The following is a 22,940-nucleotide window of genomic DNA, read 5'->3' as shown; positions in this document are numbered from 1 at the left end:
ACCAAGCGCAGTCGGCCATCACGCCGCGTAATTGATCGAGCAGCTCAGCTCGAACTGGACGTACGTGCCGAGCTGACGATCACCGACCTGCTGGGACTTCTTCAGCGAGGGCTCCGAGAAGAACGGGTTCTTCTTCAGCTCCCGCATCAGGTCCGCGAGATCCTCGTTCGTCACCGCGCCGCCCCGAATCACCATCGCCCCGCCCTTCTCCTCGATCGCCGAGATCCAGACCTTCTCCGGCATCAGCGTCGAGAGGGCGTCCAGCATCTTCACCGGGCCCGTGCGGCCCTTGCGGAGCTTGTCCAGCACCGCGAGCTTCTCCTCGAGGGCCTTTTTCTGCTCCTTGATCGTGTTCACCTCGCCGATGATCTTGTCGAGCTGGGCGATGTCCTGCTTGAGCTTGGCGACCTGGGCGTTCTTCTGCGCGAGCGTGCTCTCCACGCCCGAGTACCAGAACCAGTTGCCCATCAGCGCGCCGACCACGAGCAACCCGAGCAGCACTAGCTGCTTGTTGCCGAGGTCCTTCTTCTTGGCCTGCCGCGTCGGCAGGAGATTGATCCGGATCATGTCCGAGCCTCTCGCTTTCGACTTTCAGTCGCCGGCGCGCCGCAGCCCGAGGCCGAGCGCGACCGCCGCCATCGGCGCCACTTCGTTGAGGTAGGCCGGATCGAACTGCCGCTCGTCGATCTCGAGGTTCTGGAAGGGATTCAGGATCCGGACCGGGACGCCCATCCGGTACTCGAGCGTCTTGGTCAGCGCCGGGATCCGCGCCGTGCCGCCGGAGAGATAGACCCGGCTGATCTGCCCGTCGGCAGCGGTCGCTGAGTAGAAGTCCAGCGAACGCTGGATCTCGCCGGCCACCTGCTCCGCCACCGAGGTGAGGACCCGCTCGACCTCCTGGGGGACCACCGCCTCCGCGTCGTCACCGATCCGGCCGCCGATCTTCAGCGCCTCCGCCTCCTCGTAGGAGACGTTGAGCTGCTTCTGGATCTCCTCGGTGAAGAGGCTGCCGCCCAGCGTGATGTCGCGGGTGAACGCCGTGACGCCCCGGGCGACGATGTTGACGTTCACCACCGAGGCGCCCGCGTTGATCAGGACGACCGTGTCCTCGTAGCTCACGCCGTAGGCCGCCTCGTAGGCGTTCTGCACCGCGAAGGCGTCGACGTCCACCACCACCGGCGTGAGGCCCGCTTCGGCCACCACCGCGGAGTAGTCGTTGACCATGTCCTTCTTGGCGGCGACGAGGATCACCTCCATCTGGCCGCCGTTGGTGGAGTCGCCGCTCTGGAGGATCTGGGTGTCGATGTTCACGTCCTTGATGTCGAAGGGGATGTACTGCTCCGCCTCCCACTGGATCGACTCGTCCAGCTCCTCCTTCGTCATCTGCGGCATCGTGATCTTCTTGATGATCACCGAGTGGCCGGAGACGCCGAGGGAGACCTCGCGCTGCTTGATCTTCTGGGCTCCGAGGAGGTCCTGGATCGCCTGCACCACCGCCGAGGCGTTCATCAGCGCGCCGTCGACGATCGTCTCGGGCGGGAGCGGCGCGACGCCGAAGGCCCGCAGCGCGTAGCCGCGCTTCGACTCCTTGAGCAGGATCATCTTGACGGAGCTCGAGCCGATGTCGAGGCCCAGCGCCAGCTTGCCCTTCGCCATGAGACCTTCCGGTTCGGATTCGGGGTCGCATCCTAACACCCACATGGGGGACCGCAAATTATCCGCTTCTGTCCCTCGTCGATCGTTTTTCCTTGCATTCACCTACCCCACGGTCATGGGAGGCCGACAGCGGCGCCGGGGTTCGGAGCGCCGGGTTCCGTGCTAGAACCCTGCCACTCCCCTGCCGATACGTTCCTCGCGGAAGAGGGAGAGGGGTCCCGACATGCGCAGACGGCTTCGCTGGATGTTGCCCGTGCTCTCCTGCCTGACGCTGGCCGCCTGCGGCAGCGCCAAGGAGTCGGGCCCACCCGCCGACGTGATCGAGTACGAGCTCTTTCCCTCCACCCGCGAGGTCACGCCCGCCCAGCTGGAGGCGCTCACCTCCTCCGACGAGGAGGGCGTAATCGTCTTCGCCGAGGAGCCGCCGGGCTTCGAGGACCTGGAGCCCGGGCAGGTCCTCCTCGCCCAAGCATCGGAGAAGCTGCCGGCCGGCCTCCTGCGCGTCGTCGGCAGCGTCGAACGCGACGGGGGCGTGCTCACGCTTCGCACGGGAGCGGCGCCGCTCCAGGCCGCCTTCCGCAAGCTCCACGTGAAGATGCAGCGCGACGCGACCATCGGCGAAGGGAGGTTCACGCCCGCCGCAGGCATGAGGAACGTCGTCCGCAGCGAGACCCAGGGCCTCACGGTCGACAAGGGCAAGGGAGAGCAGAAGCGGCGCTTCGAGATCATCGTCTTCGACGGCGACGACGATCCCGAGACGAAGAACAACAAGGTGGAGATCGACGCGCTCCTGGGCGGCGGCTACACCTACGAGATCTCGCTCGACATCGAATGGGGAGAAGTCTGGCTCATTCCGGCCAAGGTCTCGGCCTGCATGGCCGCCGCGGTCGTCGGCGACGACTGCAACCCGGAGGACTTCCTCCCCGAGCTCCGCTCGACTTTCACCGTCGACCCCTACGTCTTCATGGACGTGAACGTCTGGGGCGCTGCCACCCTGGACTTCAAGAAGGAGCTCGACGTCGGGAAGATCGAGCTCACACCGATCCTGCTCTTTCCACTCGTCTTCATGCCGACCGTGGACATCGTCGCGAGCGTCGAGGGCGGCGCATCGGCCCGGTTCGAGGTGGGCGTCGCCGCCAACGCCGAGCTCGAGACCTCGGTGACGGTCTCCACCAAGACCGGCGGCGTCCCGGTGTACGCACCGCCGAAGCTCAAGGACTGGCACTTCGACCCCAGGCCGCCCGTGGTCGACCTCCACGCCAGCGCAGAGGCCAAGGTGGGCGCGCGCCTGGGCATCTCGCTCTATGGCATGGCCGGCCCCTACGCTCGCATGAGCGGCGTGGCCCGGATCGACGCGGCGCCCCTCGAGAACCCGTGCTGGAAGCTGCACTTCGCCCTCGAGTCCGAGCTCGGCGCGCGAATCACCACGCCCCGCCTCCCCTTCGTCGGCTACGTCAAGCTCCTCGACTGGCACATCGCGCCCTTCCGCCCCATCGACGAGGAGGTCGACAGCGGCGCCTGCATCCTTCCCCCGGATCCGCCGAACCCGCCAGGGAGCGGACCAACGCCGAGCGCGTTCCGGAGCCCGCCGTTCCCGCCGTGGTCGAAGAACCTCGGCGGCGACGTCGACGCGACCTTCGCGCCTCCGGCGGGCGACTTCCTCTCCGGCGCGCCCGATCTCGTCCCCGCCATCGACGGGCGCTGGATCGCGAGCGGGAGCTTCGCCAACGCGCTCCACAAGATCGACGGCAACGGCTCCATCGTCTGGACCTCGCGGCTCGCGAACGAGTCCGGTCTCACGCTGCGGCCGCTCCGCTCCGTGCCGGCCTACGACGCGGGGGTCCTCGCGCTCCTCCGGCCCGAGGCGATGCCCGACTCCTTCGTGCTGGCCCATGTGGAGCAGTCGGGGAAGCTCTCTTGGGCCCGCGGCTACGAGCTTCCTGCGTCGTGCAACGCGGAGGCGACCCACCTGATGCGCGACGCGAGCACGGGCTTCGTCGTGCTCGGACGCTGCAAGGGCAGCGGCGATGGCTGGATGATCCAGGTAAGCGAACGCGGCGAGATCGTCCGCGCGCGGACCCTCGCCGAGGAGGGGGCGATCGCCACCGTCCCCACTGCCGGCACCGTCGCGGACGGCGAGCTCGTCGTCGCGGGCACCCTCGTCCATTCGGGCGGCGAGCCGGAGTGGGCCTTCGCGAGCCGCTTCGACGCGGACGGCGAACCCGGGGTCTCCACCACCTTCACCTGCGCGTCCCGGGTGGCGATGGCCGTCACCGCGGCGGCCCCATCGGAGAATGGCGGCGTCACCTTGGTCGGGGAGGCCAACGGGCCCGGCCTCGTGGCCCGCCTGCGCAAGGACGGCGGGGTCGGCTTCGTGCGCTTCCCCAACCTCGGTATCGGTACCCGCGACTGGTTCAGCGTGAGCTCGGTCGCCGAGCTGCCCGTCACCGGGATGGTCTTCGCCGCCTCCACCCGGAAGACCGCCGAGACCGCCCCGCCCTCCCTCGTGGTCGCGGGCCTCGACGGCGCGGGCCGGACCATGTGGTCTCGAGGCTTCTCGCTCGACTCGAGGACGCTCACCTGGCCCGCGCTCCGGCTCACCGACGACGGAGGCGTCTTCCTCTCCGCAGTCGCCGGCCCCGAGGGCGGGAGAGAGGGTGATCTCTTCGCGATGAAGCTCCACGCGAAGGACGGAAACGTCGGGGACGGATCGGCGGTGGCCAGCGAAGAGGTCGCTCTTGCGGACTACGACTGCATGATCGACTCGAAGAGCTTCCAGCCGATGCTCGGAGCGCTCGACGTGACCACCCGTACCGTCACGCTGCACCGTCAGTGAGCAGCTACCGGATCCCGAACTCCTTGAGCTTGTAGAGGAGCGCGCGGTGGCTGATCTCCAGCACCTCGGCGGCACGGGTGCGGTTGCCGCCGGTCTGCTCGAGGGCGCGGCGGATCAGCTCCTCTTCGATCCGCCGCGTGGCCCGCTTGATCGAGGTCTCGTCGTCCCGGACGAGCGAGCCACCGGCGCGGTCCGTCGCCTGCGGCGCGAAGACGAACGCGTCCGGGCCGAGGCAATCGCCCTCTGAGAGCACCAGCGCCCGCTCGATCGCGTTCTCGAGCTCGCGCACGTTACCGGGCCAGGGGTGACGGCGGAGGGCGTCCATCGCCTCCGACGTGACGTCGCGGATCGGGGGCTGCCGTCGCAACCTGGCGTTGTACTTGGCGACGAAGTGCTCCACGAGCGCCGGGATGTCGGTGGGTCGCTCGCGCAGAGGCGGGAGCTCGAGGCCGACAACGTGCAGGCGGTAGAAGAGATCCTCGCGGAACGAGCCGTCGGCGGACGCCTTCCGGAGATCCTTGCGGGTCGCCGCTACCACGCGCACGTCCACCGGGAAGGAGCGGGCCTCGCCGACCGGCCGCACCTCCTCCTCCTGAAGCACGCGAAGGAGCTTCACCTGCATCGGCGGCGGGAGCTCCGCCACCTCGTCCAGGAAGATCGTGCCGCCGTCCGCCTCGGCGAAGAGGCCCTTGCTGCTCTTCACCGCGCCTGTGAACGCGCCCTTCACGAAGCCGAAGAGCTCGCTCTCCATCAGCGTCTCGGGGATCGCGCCGCAGTTGACCGCGACGAAGGGCTTCTCCCTCCGCGGCGAGAGCTCGTGGATCGCTCGGGCCACCAGCTCCTTGCCCGTGCCGCTCTCGCCGGTCACCAGCACCGTGGTCTTCACCGGCGCGATCTTGCGGAGCTGCCGCGCGAGCTCCTGCATCGCTGGGCTCTCGCCCACCAGCGCGTCCAGGCCCCGCTCCTCGCGGAGCTCCGCCTTCAGCCTGCGCACCTCGCGCTGGAATCCGGCCCGCTCCGCAGCCATGCGCAACTTCAAAACGAGCTCGTCGGGCCGGAAGGGCTTGCTCACGTAGTCCACGGCCCCGGCCTTCATCGCCTCGAGGGCGAGGGCCTCCGTGCCATAGGCGCTCATCACCAGGAAGCTCGTCTCCGGCGAGACGGCGAGGCCCTTGCGCACCAGAGCGATCCCATCGTCCCCCGGCATCCGCACGTCCGTGACCACGGCGTCGTAATCGCGCGCCTCAAGCTCCGCGAGCGCCTCCGCTGCCGAAGACGCGGCCCGTGCCTCGTAGCCCTGCTGCCGCAGGAAGAGGAGCAGCATGTGGCGCATCGACTCTTCGTCGTCGACGATCAGGATCTCGCGGAAGCCCATTGGGTCGGGATGCTAACAAAAAGCGGGCGTCACGACGGCAGCTCGATCCGCAGCTCCGCCCCGCCCTCCTCGCGGTTGCGCGCGTGCAACGAGCCGCCCATCGCCTCGATCCAGCTCCGGCAGAGGGAGAGGCCGAGGCCGGTGCCCTGCCCCGGGGCCTTCGTCGTGAAGAAGGGATCGAAGACTCGGAGCAGATCCGCCGGCGGGATCCCGGGACCCTGGTCCGAGACGCGAATCGACGTCCCGTCGATCGCGACGAGGATCGCGCCGTTGCCACCCATGGCGTCGGCCGCGTTCTGGAGGAGGTTCAGGATCACCTGGCCCACGTGGTGCTCGTCCGCCCGGGCGGTTGCTGGCGCGGCGGGCGCGTTGATCGCGATCGAGATCTCGCGGAAGCGAGCCTGCGGCCGGGCCAGCCGCACCACCCGCTCCACCACCTCCCGCAGGTCCACAAGCTGCAGCTCGGCGCCGCGGGGCCTCGCGTAATCCAGGAGGTCCCGCACGATCCGATCGATCCGCCGGGCCTCGCGATCGATCCGCTCCACCAGCTCGGTATTGGCGCCCGCATCGTGTTCGAGGAGCGCCAGGTACCCGAGGATCGCCGAGAGCGGATTGCCGATCTCGTGGGCGACGCCCGCCGCGAGCCTCCCGACCGACGCGAGCTTCTCCTGCCGAATCGCCGCGTCGCGCGCTTCCTTGAGCTCACGGTTCTTCGCCTCGAGCTCCGCGAGCTGGGCCAGCACGCGCTCCCGCTCCTCGTGGAGCCTGCCGCCCATGCGATCGAAGGCGGCGCCCAGGCGCCCCAGCGTCGGCCCCTGCTCCGTGAGCAGGGGGATCTCCCAGCCCGCGCCGACCCGCTCCGTGGCCTCCAGGAGCCGCTGCGCGGGGCGGGCGATCCACCGCACCAGCAGGAGGTACGCCACCGCGAAGACGATCGCCGCCCCTGCCAGCGCGAAGGCCGCGACCAGCTCCCCTCGCCCCGAGAGCGTGCCGCCAGCGAGTTGTCCGAGAGGCAGGAATCCCAGCAGCGCCAGCGTCGTCGCCACCACGCTGATCGCGGCGGCCTGGAGGGCGAGCTGGGCGCGGAGGGAGAAGCCGGGTCTCATCCCTGGAAGGAGATCACGGACAGGTACCAGGCGACCAGTTTCTCGCCGAAGAAGAGGTACTCCGCTGCGCCCAGCGCCAGGAACGGCCCGAAGGGCACCGCGCCGTCGGGCGGCACCCAGGCGTCCAGCTCCTCGTCCCCAGTGGGCTTCGGCGGCGGCAGCGCGGTCACGGCCTCGGCGGCGTCCGCCGGGATGGCCGATCGGGCCGCCTTGCGCTTCGCCCTCGAGAGGAGGACCACTCCGATAGCGGCGCCCTGCGCCGACGCGAAGAGGGCCACCGGAAGCAGGGCCTTCACGCCCAGGAAGGCGCCGATCATCGCGAAGAGCCAGAGGTCCCCGCCGCCCAGCGCCTCCTTCTTCAGGATCCGCTCCGCCGCGAAACCCAGGGCGGCGAACGACGCGAAGCCCACCGCTGCGCCCAACGCCGACGACGCGATCCCCGGCCCGTCCGGCAGAAGCGACGCCCCGAGGCCCACGGCGATGAACGGGACCGTCATGCTCCGGGGCAGCAGCCAGTGGTCGAGGTCGATGTAGGTGAGCGCGACCAGCGCCGCGAGGAAGACGAAGGCCGCCACCGCCCAGGGCGTGGGCCCGAAGTTGCGCACGCAGGCCACCGCCAGGAGCGAGGTCGCCAGCTCCACCAGCGGATAGCGGATCGAGATCGGCAGCTTGCAGCCGCGGCAACGGCCCCGCAGCAGCAGCCACGAGACGACGGGGATGTTCTCGTGCCAGGCGATGGGCCGCTCGCAGCGCGGGCACCGCGACCGCGGGTGCACGATCGAGAGCCCCTTGGGCAGCCGGGCGATCACCACATTCAGGAACGAGCCCACGAGCGCGCCGAAGACCGCCGCGAGGCCGACGAAGTACCAGGTTGGAAGATCGCTCACGCTCGCCTTTGCTCCTGCGCCGCCCGATCCCAAACCCTCGGGCCCTGCCGCACGTTCCGCACGTCGGCGCGGGCCATCCTAGCGCCTCGGCGTCGAGTCCCGACGGAGACGTGAGCCGATTTCCTTATTTCGCCGGCTTGAAAATGGGCGGAACGCGCCGCTCGACCCGATCGACCCGGTCGCTCCGATCAACCCGCTCGAAACGCTCGAACCGCTCGAACCGAAACCGCGAGCCCGGAACCGGGCTGTCGCTCTTCGGCGCGGGGCTCTTCGCCTGTTCCCTCGCGTCCTCTTTGGAGCGCACCACGGCCGCGTCCAGCGAAGCCAGGCGCTCCTCCGCCGCTCGGACGAGCGAACGGGGCAGCGAGGCCACCACGTTCTTCTTCTCCAGCGGATCCCGGGCCAGGTCGTACGCCTGCATCGGCGAGAAGCCGTAGCGGTACACGAACTTCAGGTCGCCCATGCGCATCGCGAGGCAGTTCCGCGGCTGGAAACACGAAGTGATCACGAATTCGTGCCCCTTCTCGTCAAGCAGGCTCATGCCGGGCAGCTTCCCGCCCCAGCGGACTCCGAGCGCCTCGAGGATCGTCGGGATCACGTCGAAGTGCTGCCGAAGCCCGCCGACGCGCCGCGGCTCGCCCAGCCACTCCGTGCCGTAGAGGATCAAGGGCACGTGCGTCCCCTCCTCGTACGGCACCAGATCGTGGATGCGAGAGCCGTGCTCGCCGAAGGCCTCGCCGTGGTCCGCCGTGAACACGAAGAGCGTCTCGCCTGGCGCTTCGGCCTCCAGCCGGCGCACCAGCTCGCCCACCACCTCGTCCACGTGCGCCACCGACTCCCGGTAGCTCTCGAAATCGTGCTCGCGTCCCTTCTTTCGCTTCGCGCCGGGCCTCTCGTAGGGATGGTGCCCCACGCTCGTGAGGATCGTGAGGAAGAAGGGCTCCTCCCCGCTCCGGACCCAATCGAGCGCCGGCTCCAGGAGCGAACGCTCGTCCAGTCCGAAGTACCCGACCTTCTCGAAGCCTCGTCCGCCCAGGTCGTCTCGCATCATCCATGAGCCGAAGCCCATGTTCCTGACGAGGCCCGGGAAGTTCTCGAAGTCGCCGTCCGCGCTCATCATGAAGCGGGAGCGATAGCCGAGCTTCCGGAGGAGGTGGGGAAGGCAGGCCATCCCGTTCCCGCGGGTGTACGATTCCCTGACCCTCGTCTCGAAGGCTGGATAGGTGCCGCAGAGCAAGCCCAGCATGGCCTTCGAGGTATGCGTCACCGACGTGTACGCGTTCTCGAAGAGGAGGCCGCGGCTCGCGATCGCGTCGAGCTCGGGCGTCACCGACGGTCCACCCTTCCCGTAGGCGCCCACCACGCTCGCCCGGGTCGACTCCAGCGCGATGATCACGATGTTCGGCCGTCGCGCCGCCCTGCCCGAAATCCTGGGCGCTTCGTACAACTTCTCGGGCTCCCCCGTCACGGCAACGGGCTCGGGCGCCAGGCCCAGGATCGAGGCCGCATTCCAGGTCGGTCCGCCCGAGGCCACTCCTCCCGAGACGTAGAGGACCAGTCCGGTGACGGCGATCGCTGTCTCCAGCGCGAGCCGCGTGCCCTGAACCGGAAGCCGGAACGCCGGCCTGGGGGCGACAACGGCCGCGAATGCCAGGCAGCCCAAGGCCTGCGCCAGCCGCCACGGAAGCCGCGGGTCCGCTCCCGAGGCGACCAGGCCTCCCAGGCTGCCCATCTGCTGCCAGGCAGCCGCGAGGTATTCGAAATTGATCGCGCTGCCCGTCTCGAGGCGGAACTGGTGATCGATCAGCAGCGCCGAACAGACCACCACCCGGACCACGATGCGCAGCCCGCGAGACGGCAGCACCCGCTCAACGGCGAGGAGCGCCGCTTCAAGGAGGAGGACGGCGCCCATCGCGCCCAGCACCTGGCCGATCCAGGTCCCGATTCCCCACGTCGCCGCCGTCTCGGCCCGGAGGAGGCCGACGAAGAGCACGAAGGCGAAGACGTGGACGAGGGCGGCCCAGGCGCGGTGATGGTCCGTTCGCGCGGACTCGGCAACACCCGCCTCTTGCCCGAGTTCAGCTTCGACGACGGGCATGAGCTCGACGGCGCCGAGGGCGACGCCACCGCCAAGATCCTGAAGACCTTCTCGATCCACGCACGACTCCGCCAGCGCAGCGGGGAGTGCCGCGCACAACCGTCTGTCCTACATGGGCCCGCGCGGCGTCTCGCCCAACGCCGCCGGGGTCGCCGTCACCGGTATCCCGCCCATCGTGTAGGATATCGAACCAAGCTCAGCCGTGTCCATGCGGACGCTCGAGCGAAACGCACGACAGGCGCAGTTACGATCCCCTACACCGACAGGGACCTCCGACTACAACTGGATCTTGCAGCCGCCGGTAGCCGGCTCGATCGCGATTCAAGCTACGCCGAGGCCGATTCCTCGCCCCTCGCGTGGGCGGCACCGGCCTCGTCGGCCTTGCGCATGAAGAGGTCCTCGAGCGTTTCGCGGTGGCGGGCCACCGAAACGATTCGGGCACCGCCGAGAACGAGGGCGCGGACCGCCTCATCGGCCTCCGCTTCTTCGGAGAAAGTGAGCGCCCAGCCGTTGCCCTTCGGAAGAGAGCGCATCGCCCGCTCGCGAAAGCTGGCGGCAAGAGACGCCGGGATCGCCTCGGCGATCACGTCCACGGCACGGGCACGGGCGGTGAGGAGCTCGTCGAGGCGACCCTGCTCGCGAAGTCTGCCGTGGAGCATCAGACCCACCCTGTCGCATATCGCCTCCACGTCGGGGAGGATGTGCGACGAGAAGAAGACCGTCTTCCCCTCCTCCTTGAGGCGGAAGATCACCTCGCGGACGTCCTTGCGGCCAATTGGATCGAGACCGCTCATGGGCTCGTCCAGGACGACGAGGGCAGGATCGCCGACGAGCGCCTGGGCGATGCCCGCCCTCTGGACCATGCCCTTCGAGAAGCGGCGCAGCGGCATCTTCCGAGCCTTGCCAAGTCCCACCAGGTCGAGGAGCCGGGGGATCCGCTCGGCCAGCGTCGAGGACGAGAGCCCACCGAGACGGCCCGCGAAGGCCAGTAGCTGCTCGGGCGTCAGGAAGTCGTGGAAATAGGGGTTCTCCGGAAGAAATCCCAGGTGCGCGCGGGCGCGGGTCGCGCCGATCGGCTGACCGAAAATCGAGGCCTCTCCCGACGTGGGGGTGATGAGGCCCATCAGCATCTTGATCGTGGTGCTCTTCCCCGCTCCGTTTGGCCCAAGGAAGCCATAGATCTCGCCCCGTTCGACCGAGAGGTCGAGTCCCTGCACCGCCACTACCCTCCGGCGGCGCAGGCCGAGGTGGAAAACCTTGGTCAGGCCGCGGGTCACGAGGATTTCGTCCGGCATCTCGCCTCCTTCTCCGGAGCGGGAGGCTATACCAAGATGTCCGCTATCGCCCATTTTCTGGGGCGAAGGGCAGCCGGAAGGCGCAAGGGCCTTTCCGACCGGCGAGCCTAAGGTGCACGGTGGCTGACGTTTTACGGCACAAGCCAGCGAGCGATCGACGCTTCCAGGCAGCCCAGCGCAGCAAGACGGGCGCGAAATGCAGGAAAGTTGACCGCTTGGCCGCCTGCCCGCATGCTGGCACCCCTCCTGCACAGAGCGCAGGCCGTCTCGCCCAGGTCCGCAGCCTTACGGCGGCCATCCAACAGATGGGCGAGGAATGGAGACGAACGTGAACCAGCTGAAGAAGAACGCCCGCGGCTTCACCCTCATCGAGCTCATGATCGTGGTGGCCATCATTGGCATCCTGGCCGCCATCGCGATCCCGAACTTCCTCCGCTACCAGCTCCGCGCCAAGTCGGGCGAGGCGGCCGTCAACCTGTCCGCGATCAAGACCTCCGAGATCGCGTACTACGGCTACAAGGATACCTACGTGGCGGCGGGCGCCAATCCTGCAACGATGAACGATAGCGGTCAGAAGGACAACTTCGACGTTTCCGGCAATATCACGGGATGGTCGGATCTCGGGTGGCGCCCGGAGGGTAAGGTCTACTTCTCGTACGCGGTCGCCGCTGCCGTGAATCGCTTCACGGCAGATGCGGTTGCAGACCTGGACGTCGACACGGTCCCGCAGTGCTGGATGGTCCAGATGGCCCCCCTCCAGGCAGACGGAACGGCGGATGCCCCCGAACCGGGCGTGAATGCTGCCGATTGCACTGATTCAGCGAATGTCCCTGTCGGTCAGGTTGGAAAGGCCGTGGCGGACGGCGTCTACTAAGACCCACCGTCAATGCAACTCGAAGGGACGCCGTGAAACTTCACGGTGTCCCTTTTGATGTCGAGGTCCCACCTGTCCGATGCGCTGCATCCTCGTCGCGCGGTCCCGTTGGGTCCTCGCTCTCCTTACCTTCGCGGCAGGCGCCCACGTCGCTCACGGCCACTCGATCTCGTCCGTCGTGACGATTGCCAGGGCCGCACCCCTGGCAAACGGCGAGACGGCACGCATTGCTTCGGTGGGCCACGCGACCTCAGCTGCCGACCTCTACTGGCTCAAGCTGGTTCAGTACGTGGGCACTCCGGGCGAAGAAACCCACCACTGGCCGCACCTCGAGCCCCTCGCCGAGCTCGTCACCACGATCGATCCCCTATTCGGCTACGCCTATGAGGCGGCCGGTGTGGTGCTCTCCAGCGCCGGGCGCTTCGAAGCCTCCAACGAGATCCTTGAGCGCGGCATCGTTCACGTACCATCGCGCTGGCAGCTCCCGTTCTTCGCGGGCTTCAACCACTGGAGCGCGCTCGGGAACCTCGATCGCGGGGCCGAGCTGGTGCTGAAGGCCTCGAAGATCCCCGGCAGCCCCCGCTACCTCCCCGAGCTCGCCGCTCGGCTCTTCGCCAGCGCCGACACCCTGGACGACGGCATCGCTGCGCTGGAGCTCGCGATCCACTCCGCCGCCGATCCACACCTGCGCGACGAGCTGGAGCGCCGCCGCGAGCAGATGCTGGCCGAGCGCGCCCTCTGCGTCCTCGAGTCGGCCGTAGCCGATCACCGCACCCGCTACGGCGCGCCGCCGGCCTCCCTCGCCGACCTCGAGGATCCAGAGGCCCGCCGGATCGCCGCCTCGCCCCTCGCCGCAGCGATCCGCCTGGACGCCGCGACGGGCGCGGTGTCCTCCCCGCTCTTGCCCCGCCGGCTGATGGTGTATCGTCCCGCGGCAGTCCCCGAGGCCCTCGCCGCCCCATGACCCAGCTCCGCGCCCTCCTCGCCATCGCCCGCGTCACCGTCCACGAGTCCCTGCGAGACCGGATCCTCTACGGGGTCCTCGCCTTCGGGATCGGGCTCATCCTCCTCTCGGCGGTGCTCTCCAATGTCACCCTCGGCTGGCCGGTGCGCATCGTCACCGACCTCTCGATCTCGGCGATCTCGATCGGCGGGGCCGCGATGGCGATCCTCCTCGGCGTCCGCGCAGTGGCGGGCGAGGTGGAGCGCCGCCTCGCCTATCCCGTCCTCGCTCGGCCAATCTCCCGCGCCCAGTACGTCGTCGGCAAATACGTGGGCGTAGTGGGCACCGTCTACCTCAACGTGGCCCTGATGGCCGTCGCCGCCACGGCGATGATCGCCTCCTACAGCCACGACGGCGCGTTTCAGTACACGGGCGCCGCCTACCTGGCCACCCTCGCCCTCCTCCTCCTCAAGCTCGCCCTCATCGCGGCAATTGCAGTCTTCTTCTCGGCCTTCACCTCGTCCACGGTGGCGTTCATCGCGTCCACCGGCCTCACGCTGGCCGGCCACCTCACCGGCGAGCTGCGCTTCTTCCTGGGCAAGAGCGAGTCGGCCCTCACCCGCGCTCTGGGCGACGGCCTCTACTACACGCTCCCCGACTTCGTGACGCTGGAGGCCCTCTCGAAGCTCGTGCACGAGCAGGAAATCCTCACCAGCCATACGCTGGCTGCCACGGCATACGGCACCTGTTACCTGGCCGCCCTGCTCGTCCTCACCTCGATGGTCTTCGAGCGCCGCGACCTCCCCTGACCGCAAGTGCTGCGCAGAAGCTACGCAGCCTTTGCAGGGCCGCGCCGAGGGGCAGGCAATCTGAGTCTGCAAGCCACCGGAATCGCTGGGCCCATCTGAGCGGCGCGGTTCTTGCCAGTACCCGCCCCAATGTTCCGCTGCGCATTCTCCCTTCCCTATCGATTCCGGCAAATGGCTGCTGCCCTCCTGCTGGCCGCGCTCTCGGCGTGTCCGGGCGCGGACACCGCAGGCGACATGCCAGCGGAGCGGCTGGCAGCGGAGGGCCTGGCATTGGCTCGGGGGGGCCAGATCCCGGCGGCGCTGGGGCGCTTCGATGAGGCGCTGCGCCTGGACCCGGGGAATCGAAAGGCGCTCTACAACGGCGGGCTGGCACACCTTGCGCTTTCGCAGGGCGCGGAGGCGAAGGGGCTTTTCGAACGCTTTCTCGCAGTCGCTCCGAATGACGCCGAGGGGCACGTCGCCCTGGCCCACGCCCAGGAGCACCTCGGAGAAGCGGAAGCCGCGATGGCGTCGCTTCGGCGGGCGGTCGAGCTGGGGCTGACGGATCCCGAGCTGCTAACCGGGGGCGGCTTCGAGTCGATCCAGGGCGACGTACGCTTCGTACAGCTCGTGGCCCTGGTGGCGCAGCGTTCGGGTGTCCGGGCCCCGCTGGACGACCGCGGCCGGCTGCTGGTGGGCGGCCACCCGCTCCGCACCCTCCGGCTGGCCGGCGAGGTGCCTCGGGAGACCTGCGACGCGCCCGGGCCGGAGGGCGGCCCGGATGTTGGATTCCCGCCAGCGGCTGGAGAGGCCGGACGATGAACTCTTTTTCTTCGAAAGGCGCTGCGAGACCGAATCGCGGCTTCACCCTTATCGAGCTGATGCTTGGCTTCGTGCTCGTCGGAATCCTGGTCGGCCTTACGGTCTGGCAGATGCAGAGCTTCATCGTGGGTGGCCGTATCCGGGCCGCCGCGCAGGAGCTCCAGGCCCGATTCGGACAGGCGGGGGCTATAGCCGCGCGGATCAACCGAGCGGTGGACGTGATCTTCACGAACAGCGGCTCGGGCTGCCTGCCCCGGTACGACGTCCAGAGCACCGACCCCGAAACAGGGGACGTGACCACATACGATTCGGTCTGCTTCGCGACCGAGTACCGAGGGGTCCAGCTCTCGGGCGGAACGGTGATCGCTCCTCCCAAGTGCCCGACGGATCCGGCTCCTGTTCCAAATTGCTCCCTCTGTACCGGGCAACGAATCATCTCCTTCTATCCGTCGGGGGAGGTCCGGACCTCCGATTTCGACCCCGCCGGCGACTCGCTGGTGGTGTCGGGCAGGGACGATCCCTCTCCTTCGCGGACCTACGCCGTGCGGATCGCGAACCTCACGGGCAGGACGAAGGTCTACCGCGCCAAAGGCGACGGTAGCGGCTGGGAGTGTCCGTAATGCACGCTCGATCCCGCGGGTTCACTTTGATCGAGGTCCTCGTCGCCATGGCGATCCTCGCGATCGGGATGCTATCCACTGCCTCCCTGATCACCCTCTCCATTCGGCGTGCGGCCACCGCTCGCAAGCTCACCGCCGCGCAGCAGCTGGCCCAGGACATCGTCGAGCGCTTGCGGGCCGAGGTGCGCTACGACGGCGCCCGAAAGAGCACGGAGGACCTCACCACGTTGGAGGCATGGAAGTTCGACGTGCTCCCCCACCGAATTGGCACGACCGCCGGCGCGGGCTGCCAGCCCGAGGGCCTGGACGACGGCATCGTCTACGGCTACGGCCCCTTCTCCTTCCGCCGGGAGGACGAGACCTTCCAGGTCTGCTACCGCCTCCTCCTAATCAACTCTGGCGACTTCGCCCGCGCGAACCTGCCGGATGGCACCACCGACGCCCGGGTCCGCGTGATCTGGCGCCGGCCGGACGGCGGCTTCGCCTCCTGGTCGATGAGCGACCTCCTCCTGACCGAGACCTGACATGGGACGATCGCGCGGCTTCACCCTGATCGAGCTGACCGTCGCCGGCACCATGTCTCTCCTGGTGATCGCAGGCGGGTTTCTGACCCTGACGACCCTCCAGCGGACGGCCGCACGACAGGCCGAAATCAACGACCTGACGTCCTCCGCGCGCCTCGCGATGGAGCTCATGGCTCGGGACATCCGCGGTGCCGGGGATTCGTACGCGATGTTGCCCGGCGACTGCATCGCGCAGCTCCACCCCGCCTCCGAGTTCAACTGTCCGGCGATCGTGGACGCCCACCCGTGGCAGGTCGTGATCGGGCGGAACACCTGGGTGGGAAGCGACGACCTGCCGAGCCGCGGACGGACCGGGGACACCCCTCCGTCCACCGCCCGCCCGTTCGACCAGGAGCCGGAGAACGTGGTGGCCTACCGCTTCGTGCCGAGATCGACGACGCCGGCGACGCTCGGCGACGGGCGCAGAGGCTACCTCGGCCGGATCGAGCGGGTACTCAACCCCTTCGCGTTTTTTCGTGGGACCAACCCCAGCCCGAGCGAGACCGTGGTCGTCCTCGACAACGTGCTCCTCGACGACCAGATGCGACCGAACCCGGTGGATCCGAGCGAAATCGATCATCGTTACGACCACTCGCTCTTCATGTACCAGGTGCTCACGCGGTCCGGTCAGTTCACAGGGAGCCTCTCCGCGCGCACCACGACCCTGAACAACGCCTTCCTCACGCCGCCGCTGCGTTTCTTCGCCCCGGGTGATCCCGGCGCCTTCGAGCCCGCCCCACCCTACGCGCCGAACCGTCCCGCGCAGATCGTGGGCCTCGAGCCGGGAAACACCAGCGCCCCCCAGCTCCTGGCCACCGGCAGCGCCGGCATGCAAGCTAGCAACGCCAACTCGGACCTCCGAATGGTGCTGGATCGCAATCGCATCCGGACCGTCCGCATTTCGTTCAAGGTCGTCGGTCCCGAGCGACGGGACGTCCACGACGGGCTCGACCTCGACGGTGATCCGTCTAACGGCACGGCCCGGGTCTTCGCCTTCGAGACCACGGTCGAGCTCAAGGCCCTGGCCCACTTCACGGAGATCTAACCATGCGCAGAAGTCCCCGCGGCTTCAGCCTCCTCACCGTCCTCCTGGTGCTCGTGGTCCTGGCGATCGTCGGGACGATGAGCCTCACCTTGAGCACCGGGCAGGTGTCGGTCGCGACCTCACGCACGATCCAGCGCCAGGCGCTCGCGGCGGCGGAGGCGGGCCTCAGCCACTTCTTTGGGAACGCGCCGACGCAGGTGCAGGCGGACAGGTATTACGTTGGCAGCGAGTCCAACTACGTCTACCTACGCAACACGCCGAGCGAGACGATGGGGGAGGACGGAAAGCCGCTCCAGGCCCGATATCGCGTCCGCTCCACGGCGGACGTTCTCCCGGTCGCCGACAGCGTCCTCCTGGTCTCTGAGGGCGAGGTGCTGGCAAATGGGCGTGTAGTCGGTCGATCGCGGGTCGAAGCGATCGTCACCGCCAGCGACGGCACCGGCCTGGGCACAGTCGGCCAGGGACAGAAGTCCCTGGGAGCGTGGGGCACCAGCTCCAACCTCTCCGCACGTACCGACATCAGTCTGATCTTCCCCGGAGGCAACCCGTGAACCGCATTTGGACCGTCCTCGTCGCGGTCGTCGTCGCGTTCTGCCCGCTCGAATCAAAGGCCGACTACCTCTACGACGCCTTTCGAGACTGCGGCAGCGTCGACCGGACCCTCCTGTATTCCGCAGCGGATCCCGTGATTGGCAGCGTGCCGCTCCAAAAGTCGGAGATTTCCAGGGTCGGAAGCAACTTCCTGGTCTACACGGGCTTCAACTACGTGAGTTCGACCGAGTACCAGGGGCATCTCTACGGCGTTCGGCTGTACAAGGAGTACACGCCCTACGGAAATGACTGGGAATTCACGAACACGAACGCCGCCAATCTCTTCTCGACCTGCGGTGCCGCAAATAGCGCCTGCCTGTTCGACGCCGGGAAGGTGCTGAAGGATCGGACCAGCGCTCGGAGGATTTACACCGGCAATCCAGGCACGCCGGTCACGACCTCCAATGGCGGCTACACGCTTCCGATCGAGGGAACCCGTCGGCTGGTTGGCACGACCGATGGCCCCACGAACCTCGCCGCGGCCTGGCAGGCCTACGCCGGACTAGGGCCCATCGCGAACGCCCTGCCCAATTACAATGCGACCACAAAGAAGTGGACCTGCGACAGGCTTCCCGAAACCGTGCGCACCGCGGCATATTGTCCGACGGGCACCGACTCCACCGGCGCCGCGTCGACGCTCCGGAACCCGAGTTCAACCCAGTTCGCGAACCTGGTCGCTTGGCTCGACGGCCCAGGCCGCAGGAACTGGAGGTTGGGAGACATTTACCACTCCTCGGCCGCCATCGTGGAACCGCCCGGACTTCAGTACAAGGATCGCTTCTATCCCCAGTTCCGCCAGAAGCTGGCGAAACGTCCGTACATGATCTACGTGGGGGCCAACGACGGCATGATCCACGCGTTTCATGCGTCGCCGGACCTGGAGGCGATCGAGAAGCGCGAGCCCGAGAGGTGGAAGGCGGGCGAGGAGTCGTGGGCCTATCTCCCCGTGAACATGCTGGCCAAGGCCCTGATCGCGTCCGATGGCAACAAGCAGCGCTTCTTTTCCCAGGATCTCTCCTGCCGGTTCACCGACGTCCAGGTGGACCGGAGCTATGAGACCAGCTGCAATCCGGACGGTGGGGACGACAAGTACTGCGGCTGGAGGACCGTCCTGCTATGCGGCCAGGGCTGGGGTGGATCCTGGTACCTGGCCCTCGACGTGACCGATCCGCTGGCCCCCGAGCCGGTGAAGCCCCTATGGGAGTTCACCCACTTTGGAAGCGCGGGCACGGCCGGGATCGGTCGTTCCTGGTCCCTCCCTTCGGTCTCTCTCGTTCCGCTCGAGGAAGACAATGGTTCGGTCCAGCCGCGCTGGATTGCCCTCTTCGGCAGCGGCTACAACTCCGGCCTGCTGGACTCCGCCGACTGCGGAAACGCGAACGCCGGCTTCAAGCTCGCCTATCGAAATCTGAACTTGGCCTTTGACGGTTGTTTTCCGAGGCACGGAAGAGGAGCCGTCGACGATACCAGTGGAACCATTTTCGCCCTGGATGTCGCCAACGGTCAGGTCCTCAAGTCCCTGCCGCACACATCCTCGGGCGCCTTTGTTGCGGACGGAACCGTCCTCGACTTCGATTCCGATGGCTTGGTGGATGCGGGATACATGGCGGCATACGGCGGCCAATATCGCGTTCGAATCGCCAGCAAGGCAGAGGATTTCTCTTCGTGCAGAATGTTCAGCGCAGATCGCAAGAAGGCGCCGCTGACGGGCCACCCGACGGCCTTCTACTACAAGTCGGCACCCGGCTCGGACACACACGACGTCGTGCTGGTGACCGGCGCAGGGATCGACTCAGGCCACGATCCCGACCAGCAGACGAACAACGGAAACGACTGGTCGGTGACCGCGCAAAAATTCAAGGAAAAAAAGGTCGCAGGCTGCCCGGGAACCGCCGCCACCTGCGATCTCGCCGCAATGTTCAAGAACAACTTTAACGACGGCGATCGCAAGGCTCGCCTTCTCGGCACGCCGCTCTTCTCCCGGCAGGCAAACGGCGACGAGTGGCTCCTTTACACGGTCTGGACCGCGCCGCATCACAACAAGATCTGCGACGACAAGGAGGACAAGAGCACCGGGATCGGATACCTGATGTGCATGGACCTCACCCTCAAGGACAATGGTCAGCCGCGGTGCACAGCTTGTTCGGGGTTTGGCACCAACAAGAAGGATCCCGGCATCAAGCTGTACGAAAATCGCATCCAGCCTCCCTCCGCCCCGGTGAGCGCCGATGGAAACGTCTACGTCACGAATCCGGTTACCGGAATTCAAGGGACGGCGGTCGTCGACAGCCAGGGGCACACACCGACGCCCAATTCGACCCCGCCGAAGGAGGGCATCCCGGCCAGGCTCATTTCCTGGCGCGAGGCCTTCTAGGAGCCTCCCCCCTCCATCCGCAGCTTCTCCAATCGGTAGCGGATGCTGCGGAAGGTGATCCCGAGGAGCTTGGCCGCCTCGGTCTTGACGCCGCGGGAGCGCTCGAGGGCCTTCTCGAGCATCTCGCGCTCGCAGGCGTCGAGCCAGGCCTGGAGGTCGAAGTCGTCGGGGAGGTCGACGCCCGAGAGAGCGCCGGCGTACGGAACGGCGAAGGTCGGCGACGCTCCGCGCACGGCGGCCGGAAAGGTGTCGGGCTCGATCTCGTCGCCGTCGCTCAAGGTGACGGCGCGCTCGACCACGTTCTCGAGCTCGCGGACATTGCCGGGGAAGTCGTAATCCAGGAGGGCGCGCTGGGCGGCGCGCGAGAAGGCCATTCCCGGCCTACCCTGCTCCTTGGCGAACGCCTGGAGGAAGTGCTCGGCCAGGAGGAGCACGTCCTCCCTCCGCTCGCGCACGGGCGGGACCTTGAGGCCGATGACGTTGAGCCGGTAGTAGAGATCCTCCCGGAAGCGTCCCTCCCGCACCTCCTGCTCGAGATCGCGGTTGGTAGCGGCGACGATGCGCACGTCGATCTCGACGTCGCGCAGGCCGCCCACCGGGCGGACGACGCGCTGCTGCAGGGCGCGCAGGAGTTTCACCTGCACAGCCAGAGGGAGCTCGCCGATCTCGTCGAGAAAGAGGGTGCCGCCGCTCGCCTCGGAGAAGAGGCCGGGCTTGGCGGCGACGGCGCCGGTGAAGGCGCCCTTCTCGTGGCCGAAGAGCTCGCTCTCGATGAGGCCCTCGGGGATAGCGCCACAGTTGACGGCGACGAAGGGTCCGGCGGCCCTGCCGCCCTTCTCGTGGAGGGCGCGGGCGACGAGCTCCTTGCCGACGCCGGACTCGCCGGTGACGAGGACGGTGGTGCGGGAGGGGGCGACCTTGTCGAGGAGGGCGAAGAGCTCCCGCATGGCGGCGCTCTTGCCAAGGATGCCGGCGAAACGGGCGCGGTCGCCGAGCTGGCGGCGGAGCTGGACGTTCTCGCGGACGAGGGCGCGCTTTTCGAGGGCCTTCTCGACGACGACGAGGAGCTCGTCGATCTTGAAGGGCTTGGTGAGGTAGTCGTAGGCGCCGAGCTTCATCGCCTGGACGGCGTTCTCGGCCGAGGCGAAGGCGGTGATCATCAGCACCTCGGTGTGCGGATGGAGCGCCTTGGCCCTCTCGAGGACCTCGAGGCCGGAGCGCTGCCCCAGCCGGAGATCGGTGACGACGAGGTCGAACTCCTCGTGCTCCAGGCGTTCACACGCGGCGCCGGCGTCTTCCTCGGCGACCACGCTGTGGCCCACCTTCTGGAGGAGGATCTCGAGCATCTCACGCATCGAGCGCTCGTCGTCGACGACGAGGAGATGTGCCATGGCTATCCGACCTGCTGGGGGAACGCGGGGAGCACGACAGTGAAACGGGTACCCTCCCCTACCACACTGTCGACCTCGAGGTGGCCCCCGAGACCGTCTACGATGCGGTGGACGGTCGCCAGCCCGAGGCCCGTGCCGCGATCCTTGGTGGTGAAGAACGGGTCGAAGATCCGTTCGAGGAGCTCAGGATGGATCCCGGCGCCACGATCCTCGACCCGGACGAAGGCCTGGCCCTTCCGCGTACCGGTGGTGACGCGGATCTCGCCGTCCGAGCTCGAGGCCTCGACGGCGTTACGCACGAGGTTCCAGACCACCTGGCGGACCTGGCCCTCGTCGGCGAGCGCGCTGGCGGGCTCGAGCTCGGCCGTCCTGGCGAAGCCCGCGGCAGCAGGATCGGCGCCGACGAGCGTGAGGACCTCGCCGGCGACAGACGCCAGCTCCACGGCCCCAAGATTGGTGGGCGCGGTGCCGGCGAAACCGAGGAAGTCGGTGACGAGGCGGTTCAGGCGGTCGGACTCGCGGAGCACGATGCCGAAGAGGCGCTGCGCCGCGGGATCTTCGAGCTGAGCGGCGAGGAGCTCGACGGAGCCGGACATGGAGGCCAGCGGATTTCGCAGCTCATGGGCGAGGCCGGCGGCGAGCTGCCCCACCGCGGCAAGGCGCTCGGAGCGCGCGGCCCTCCGCTGTAGCTCGCGGTACGGACTGAGATCCTGAAACACAGCGGTGGAGCCGATGCGCCTTCCGCCGTCGTCCACGAGGGGCGTGACGGTGAAGCCGAGCTGGCGCATGTCTCCCGTGCTCGTAGTCCAGACGCTCTCGAGGCGCGCCGCCTTTCCGCCCTCCCCCTCGACGGCCCCGGTCAAGGTGGGGAAGACCCGCGTCATCTCCATTCCGAGGAGCGCAGCAGCGCTCTGGCCGAGGATCTCCTCCCCGGCACGGTTGAGATAGGTGATGCGCCCTCGATCGTCGGCCGTGGCGATCCCGCTGCTGATGGAGCGCACGATGGCGTCGTGGAGGGCGTGGAGGCGTTGGAGGCTCGACTCGGCGACGGCGGCCCGACGCCCGGCGGTGCTGATCTGGGCGGCAGCGTAGGCGGCCAGCATCGCGGTCAGGGCGAAGGCGCTGCCATGGGTGAAGAGGGTCTGGGCGAGCGCATCCCACGCGAGGCGCGAAGGCTGGAGGGCCTTGTCAATGGGAGGAATGAAGCCGCGCTGCAGGCCGACCACGACGGCGACGTCGGCGGCGAAGGAGAGCGCCGCCGCTCCCCACGCGCCGGGGCGCGAGAGGAGGATGCCGCCGGTCACGATGGCGATGAGGAAGAGGAAGGTGAAGAGCGAGTCGGAGCCGCCAGTGAGATAGACGAGGGCCGCCGCGAAGGCGACGTCTCCCACCACCTGGAGCGCCGCGAGGAAGCGCAGGGCGCGGCCCCGGCGCAGCAGGATCGCGACGACAATCTGCAGCAGGTTGGTCGCCGCCGCGAGGACGGAGAGGGAGACCGCCGGTGTTCCACCGAGCGGCTCGTTGCCCTTGAAGACCAGGGTGGCGGTGGTGCCCACCAGCACCGTCACCGCGGCGATGCGGATCGCGGTGATCCAGAGGAGCCTCTTGCGCAGCTCCTCGTCGCCGCCGCGGAGGGTGGCACCTTCGGGCGACGCCGACACCGGCCTCATCTCCCT

19 protein-coding genes are annotated in these 22,940 nt (G+C 68.1%); 10 read left to right on the top strand and 9 right to left on the bottom strand.

Annotated features, from left to right (window positions below; all coding sequences use genetic code 11):
- Positions 1–18: 18 nt before the first annotated feature.
- Both AKJ08_RS03475 and pilM read right to left on the bottom strand, forming a co-directional pair.
- Positions 19–567 carry a PilN domain-containing protein gene (locus AKJ08_RS03475; RefSeq protein ID WP_050724784.1) on the bottom strand — a complete coding sequence of 183 codons (549 nt, stop codon included), beginning with the start codon at positions 565–567 and terminating at the stop codon, positions 19–21.
- Between the two features lie 24 nt (positions 568–591).
- Positions 592–1,656 (bottom strand): type IV pilus assembly protein PilM, encoded by a 1,065-nt coding sequence (gene pilM / locus AKJ08_RS03470; RefSeq protein WP_050724783.1) that lies wholly within the window; start codon positions 1,654–1,656, stop codon positions 592–594.
- Between the two features lie 223 nt (positions 1,657–1,879).
- Here pilM and AKJ08_RS03465 point away from each other — a divergent pair, with 223 nt between their 5' ends.
- Positions 1,880–4,492 (top strand): hypothetical protein, encoded by a 2,613-nt coding sequence (locus AKJ08_RS03465; protein WP_157370447.1) that lies wholly within the window; start codon positions 1,880–1,882, stop codon positions 4,490–4,492.
- A gap of 4 nt (positions 4,493–4,496) precedes the next feature.
- Here the strand turns inward: AKJ08_RS03465 and AKJ08_RS03460 are convergent, their stop codons facing one another.
- The 5 genes from AKJ08_RS03460 to AKJ08_RS03440 all read right to left on the bottom strand — a co-directional run bounded on the left by AKJ08_RS03460 (position 4,497) and on the right by AKJ08_RS03440 (position 11,253).
- Positions 4,497–5,867: a sigma-54-dependent transcriptional regulator gene (locus AKJ08_RS03460; protein WP_050724781.1), complete on the bottom strand. Its 1,371-nt coding sequence runs from the start codon at positions 5,865–5,867 to the stop codon at positions 4,497–4,499.
- A gap of 29 nt (positions 5,868–5,896) precedes the next feature.
- Positions 5,897–6,973, bottom strand: coding sequence for a sensor histidine kinase (locus tag AKJ08_RS03455; protein WP_050724780.1), 1,077 nt, complete (start codon positions 6,971–6,973; stop codon positions 5,897–5,899).
- Positions 6,970–7,860 (bottom strand): prepilin peptidase, encoded by an 891-nt coding sequence (locus tag AKJ08_RS03450; RefSeq protein ID WP_050727419.1) that lies wholly within the window; start codon positions 7,858–7,860, stop codon positions 6,970–6,972. The genes AKJ08_RS03455 and AKJ08_RS03450 overlap by 4 nt, the downstream gene beginning before the upstream one ends.
- 124 nt (positions 7,861–7,984) lie before the next feature.
- Positions 7,985–10,018 (bottom strand): LTA synthase family protein, encoded by a 2,034-nt coding sequence (locus AKJ08_RS03445; RefSeq protein ID WP_050724779.1) that lies wholly within the window; start codon positions 10,016–10,018, stop codon positions 7,985–7,987.
- Between the two features lie 266 nt (positions 10,019–10,284).
- Complete coding sequence (locus AKJ08_RS03440) at positions 10,285–11,253, bottom strand: ABC transporter ATP-binding protein (RefSeq protein ID WP_050724778.1); 969 nt, start codon at positions 11,251–11,253, stop codon at positions 10,285–10,287.
- Positions 11,254–11,581: 328 nt separating this feature from the next.
- Between AKJ08_RS03440 and AKJ08_RS20605 the strand changes: the two genes are divergently transcribed.
- From AKJ08_RS20605 to AKJ08_RS03395, 9 genes are all read left to right on the top strand, one after another.
- Positions 11,582–12,127 carry a type IV pilin protein gene (locus AKJ08_RS20605; RefSeq protein ID WP_276202186.1) on the top strand — a complete coding sequence of 182 codons (546 nt, stop codon included), beginning with the start codon at positions 11,582–11,584 and terminating at the stop codon, positions 12,125–12,127.
- A 79-nt stretch (positions 12,128–12,206) separates the two neighbouring features.
- Positions 12,207–13,091, top strand: coding sequence for a hypothetical protein (locus AKJ08_RS03430; RefSeq protein ID WP_050724776.1), 885 nt, complete (start codon positions 12,207–12,209; stop codon positions 13,089–13,091).
- Positions 13,088–13,879: an ABC transporter permease subunit gene (locus tag AKJ08_RS03425; RefSeq protein ID WP_050724775.1), complete on the top strand. Its 792-nt coding sequence runs from the start codon at positions 13,088–13,090 to the stop codon at positions 13,877–13,879. Before AKJ08_RS03430 ends, AKJ08_RS03425 begins: the two co-directional genes overlap by 4 nt.
- 171 nt (positions 13,880–14,050) lie before the next feature.
- Entirely contained in the window at positions 14,051–14,680 is a 630-nt protein-coding gene (locus tag AKJ08_RS03420) for a tetratricopeptide repeat protein (RefSeq protein WP_050724774.1), read from the top strand.
- Positions 14,677–15,300: a pilus assembly FimT family protein gene (locus tag AKJ08_RS03415; protein ID WP_082342638.1), complete on the top strand. Its 624-nt coding sequence runs from the start codon at positions 14,677–14,679 to the stop codon at positions 15,298–15,300. The genes AKJ08_RS03420 and AKJ08_RS03415 overlap by 4 nt, the downstream gene beginning before the upstream one ends.
- Entirely contained in the window at positions 15,300–15,824 is a 525-nt protein-coding gene (gene pilV / locus AKJ08_RS03410) for a type IV pilus modification protein PilV (protein ID WP_082342636.1), read from the top strand. The genes AKJ08_RS03415 and pilV overlap by 1 nt, the downstream gene beginning before the upstream one ends.
- A 1-nt stretch (position 15,825) precedes the next feature.
- Positions 15,826–16,908 (top strand): PilW family protein, encoded by a 1,083-nt coding sequence (locus AKJ08_RS03405; protein WP_050724771.1) that lies wholly within the window; start codon positions 15,826–15,828, stop codon positions 16,906–16,908.
- Between the two features lie 2 nt (positions 16,909–16,910).
- The gene (locus AKJ08_RS03400) at positions 16,911–17,459 is read left to right on the top strand and encodes a PilX N-terminal domain-containing pilus assembly protein (RefSeq protein ID WP_050724770.1); all 549 of its coding nucleotides are present in this window, start codon (positions 16,911–16,913) and stop codon (positions 17,457–17,459) included.
- The gene (locus AKJ08_RS03395; RefSeq protein ID WP_050724769.1) at positions 17,456–19,873 is read left to right on the top strand and encodes a pilus assembly protein; all 2,418 of its coding nucleotides are present in this window, start codon (positions 17,456–17,458) and stop codon (positions 19,871–19,873) included. The genes AKJ08_RS03400 and AKJ08_RS03395 overlap by 4 nt, the downstream gene beginning before the upstream one ends.
- Here AKJ08_RS03395 and AKJ08_RS03390 read toward each other — a convergent pair.
- Both AKJ08_RS03390 and AKJ08_RS03385 read right to left on the bottom strand, forming a co-directional pair.
- Positions 19,870–21,264: a sigma-54-dependent transcriptional regulator gene (locus AKJ08_RS03390; RefSeq protein WP_050724768.1), complete on the bottom strand. Its 1,395-nt coding sequence runs from the start codon at positions 21,262–21,264 to the stop codon at positions 19,870–19,872. The genes AKJ08_RS03395 and AKJ08_RS03390 overlap by 4 nt on opposite strands.
- A gap of 2 nt (positions 21,265–21,266) precedes the next feature.
- Positions 21,267–22,934, bottom strand: coding sequence for a two-component system sensor histidine kinase NtrB (locus tag AKJ08_RS03385; protein ID WP_050724767.1), 1,668 nt, complete (start codon positions 22,932–22,934; stop codon positions 21,267–21,269).
- Positions 22,935–22,940 lie beyond the last annotated feature (6 nt).

It is taken from the genome of Vulgatibacter incomptus (genome assembly GCF_001263175.1).
GTDB classification, from domain to species: domain Bacteria; phylum Myxococcota; class Myxococcia; order Myxococcales; family Vulgatibacteraceae; genus Vulgatibacter; species Vulgatibacter incomptus.
This window is presented reverse-complemented; position numbering and strand designations above follow the sequence as displayed.

Excerpts from the sequence above, each read along its gene's own strand:
- AKJ08_RS03475 (WP_050724784.1), bottom strand. The coding sequence starts at position 567 with ATGATCCGGATCAATCTCCTGCCGACGCGGCAGGCCAAGAAGAAGGAC.
- pilM (WP_050724783.1), bottom strand. The coding sequence starts at position 1,656 with ATGGCGAAGGGCAAGCTGGCGCTGGGCCTCGACATCGGCTCGAGCTCC.
- AKJ08_RS03465 (WP_157370447.1), top strand. The coding sequence starts at position 1,880 with ATGCGCAGACGGCTTCGCTGGATGTTGCCCGTGCTCTCCTGCCTGACG.
- AKJ08_RS03460 (WP_050724781.1), bottom strand. The coding sequence starts at position 5,867 with ATGGGCTTCCGCGAGATCCTGATCGTCGACGACGAAGAGTCGATGCGC.
- AKJ08_RS03455 (WP_050724780.1), bottom strand. The coding sequence starts at position 6,973 with ATGAGACCCGGCTTCTCCCTCCGCGCCCAGCTCGCCCTCCAGGCCGCC.
- AKJ08_RS03440 (WP_050724778.1), bottom strand. The coding sequence starts at position 11,253 with ATGCCGGACGAAATCCTCGTGACCCGCGGCCTGACCAAGGTTTTCCAC.
- AKJ08_RS03430 (WP_050724776.1), top strand. The coding sequence starts at position 12,207 with ATGCGCTGCATCCTCGTCGCGCGGTCCCGTTGGGTCCTCGCTCTCCTT.
- AKJ08_RS03425 (WP_050724775.1), top strand. The coding sequence starts at position 13,088 with ATGACCCAGCTCCGCGCCCTCCTCGCCATCGCCCGCGTCACCGTCCAC.
- AKJ08_RS03420 (WP_050724774.1), top strand. The coding sequence starts at position 14,051 with ATGGCTGCTGCCCTCCTGCTGGCCGCGCTCTCGGCGTGTCCGGGCGCG.
- AKJ08_RS03415 (WP_082342638.1), top strand. The coding sequence starts at position 14,677 with ATGAACTCTTTTTCTTCGAAAGGCGCTGCGAGACCGAATCGCGGCTTC.
- pilV (WP_082342636.1), top strand. The coding sequence starts at position 15,300 with ATGCACGCTCGATCCCGCGGGTTCACTTTGATCGAGGTCCTCGTCGCC.
- AKJ08_RS03405 (WP_050724771.1), top strand. The coding sequence starts at position 15,826 with ATGGGACGATCGCGCGGCTTCACCCTGATCGAGCTGACCGTCGCCGGC.
- AKJ08_RS03400 (WP_050724770.1), top strand. The coding sequence starts at position 16,911 with ATGCGCAGAAGTCCCCGCGGCTTCAGCCTCCTCACCGTCCTCCTGGTG.
- AKJ08_RS03390 (WP_050724768.1), bottom strand. The coding sequence starts at position 21,264 with ATGGCACATCTCCTCGTCGTCGACGACGAGCGCTCGATGCGTGAGATG.
- AKJ08_RS03385 (WP_050724767.1), bottom strand. The coding sequence starts at position 22,934 with ATGAGGCCGGTGTCGGCGTCGCCCGAAGGTGCCACCCTCCGCGGCGGC.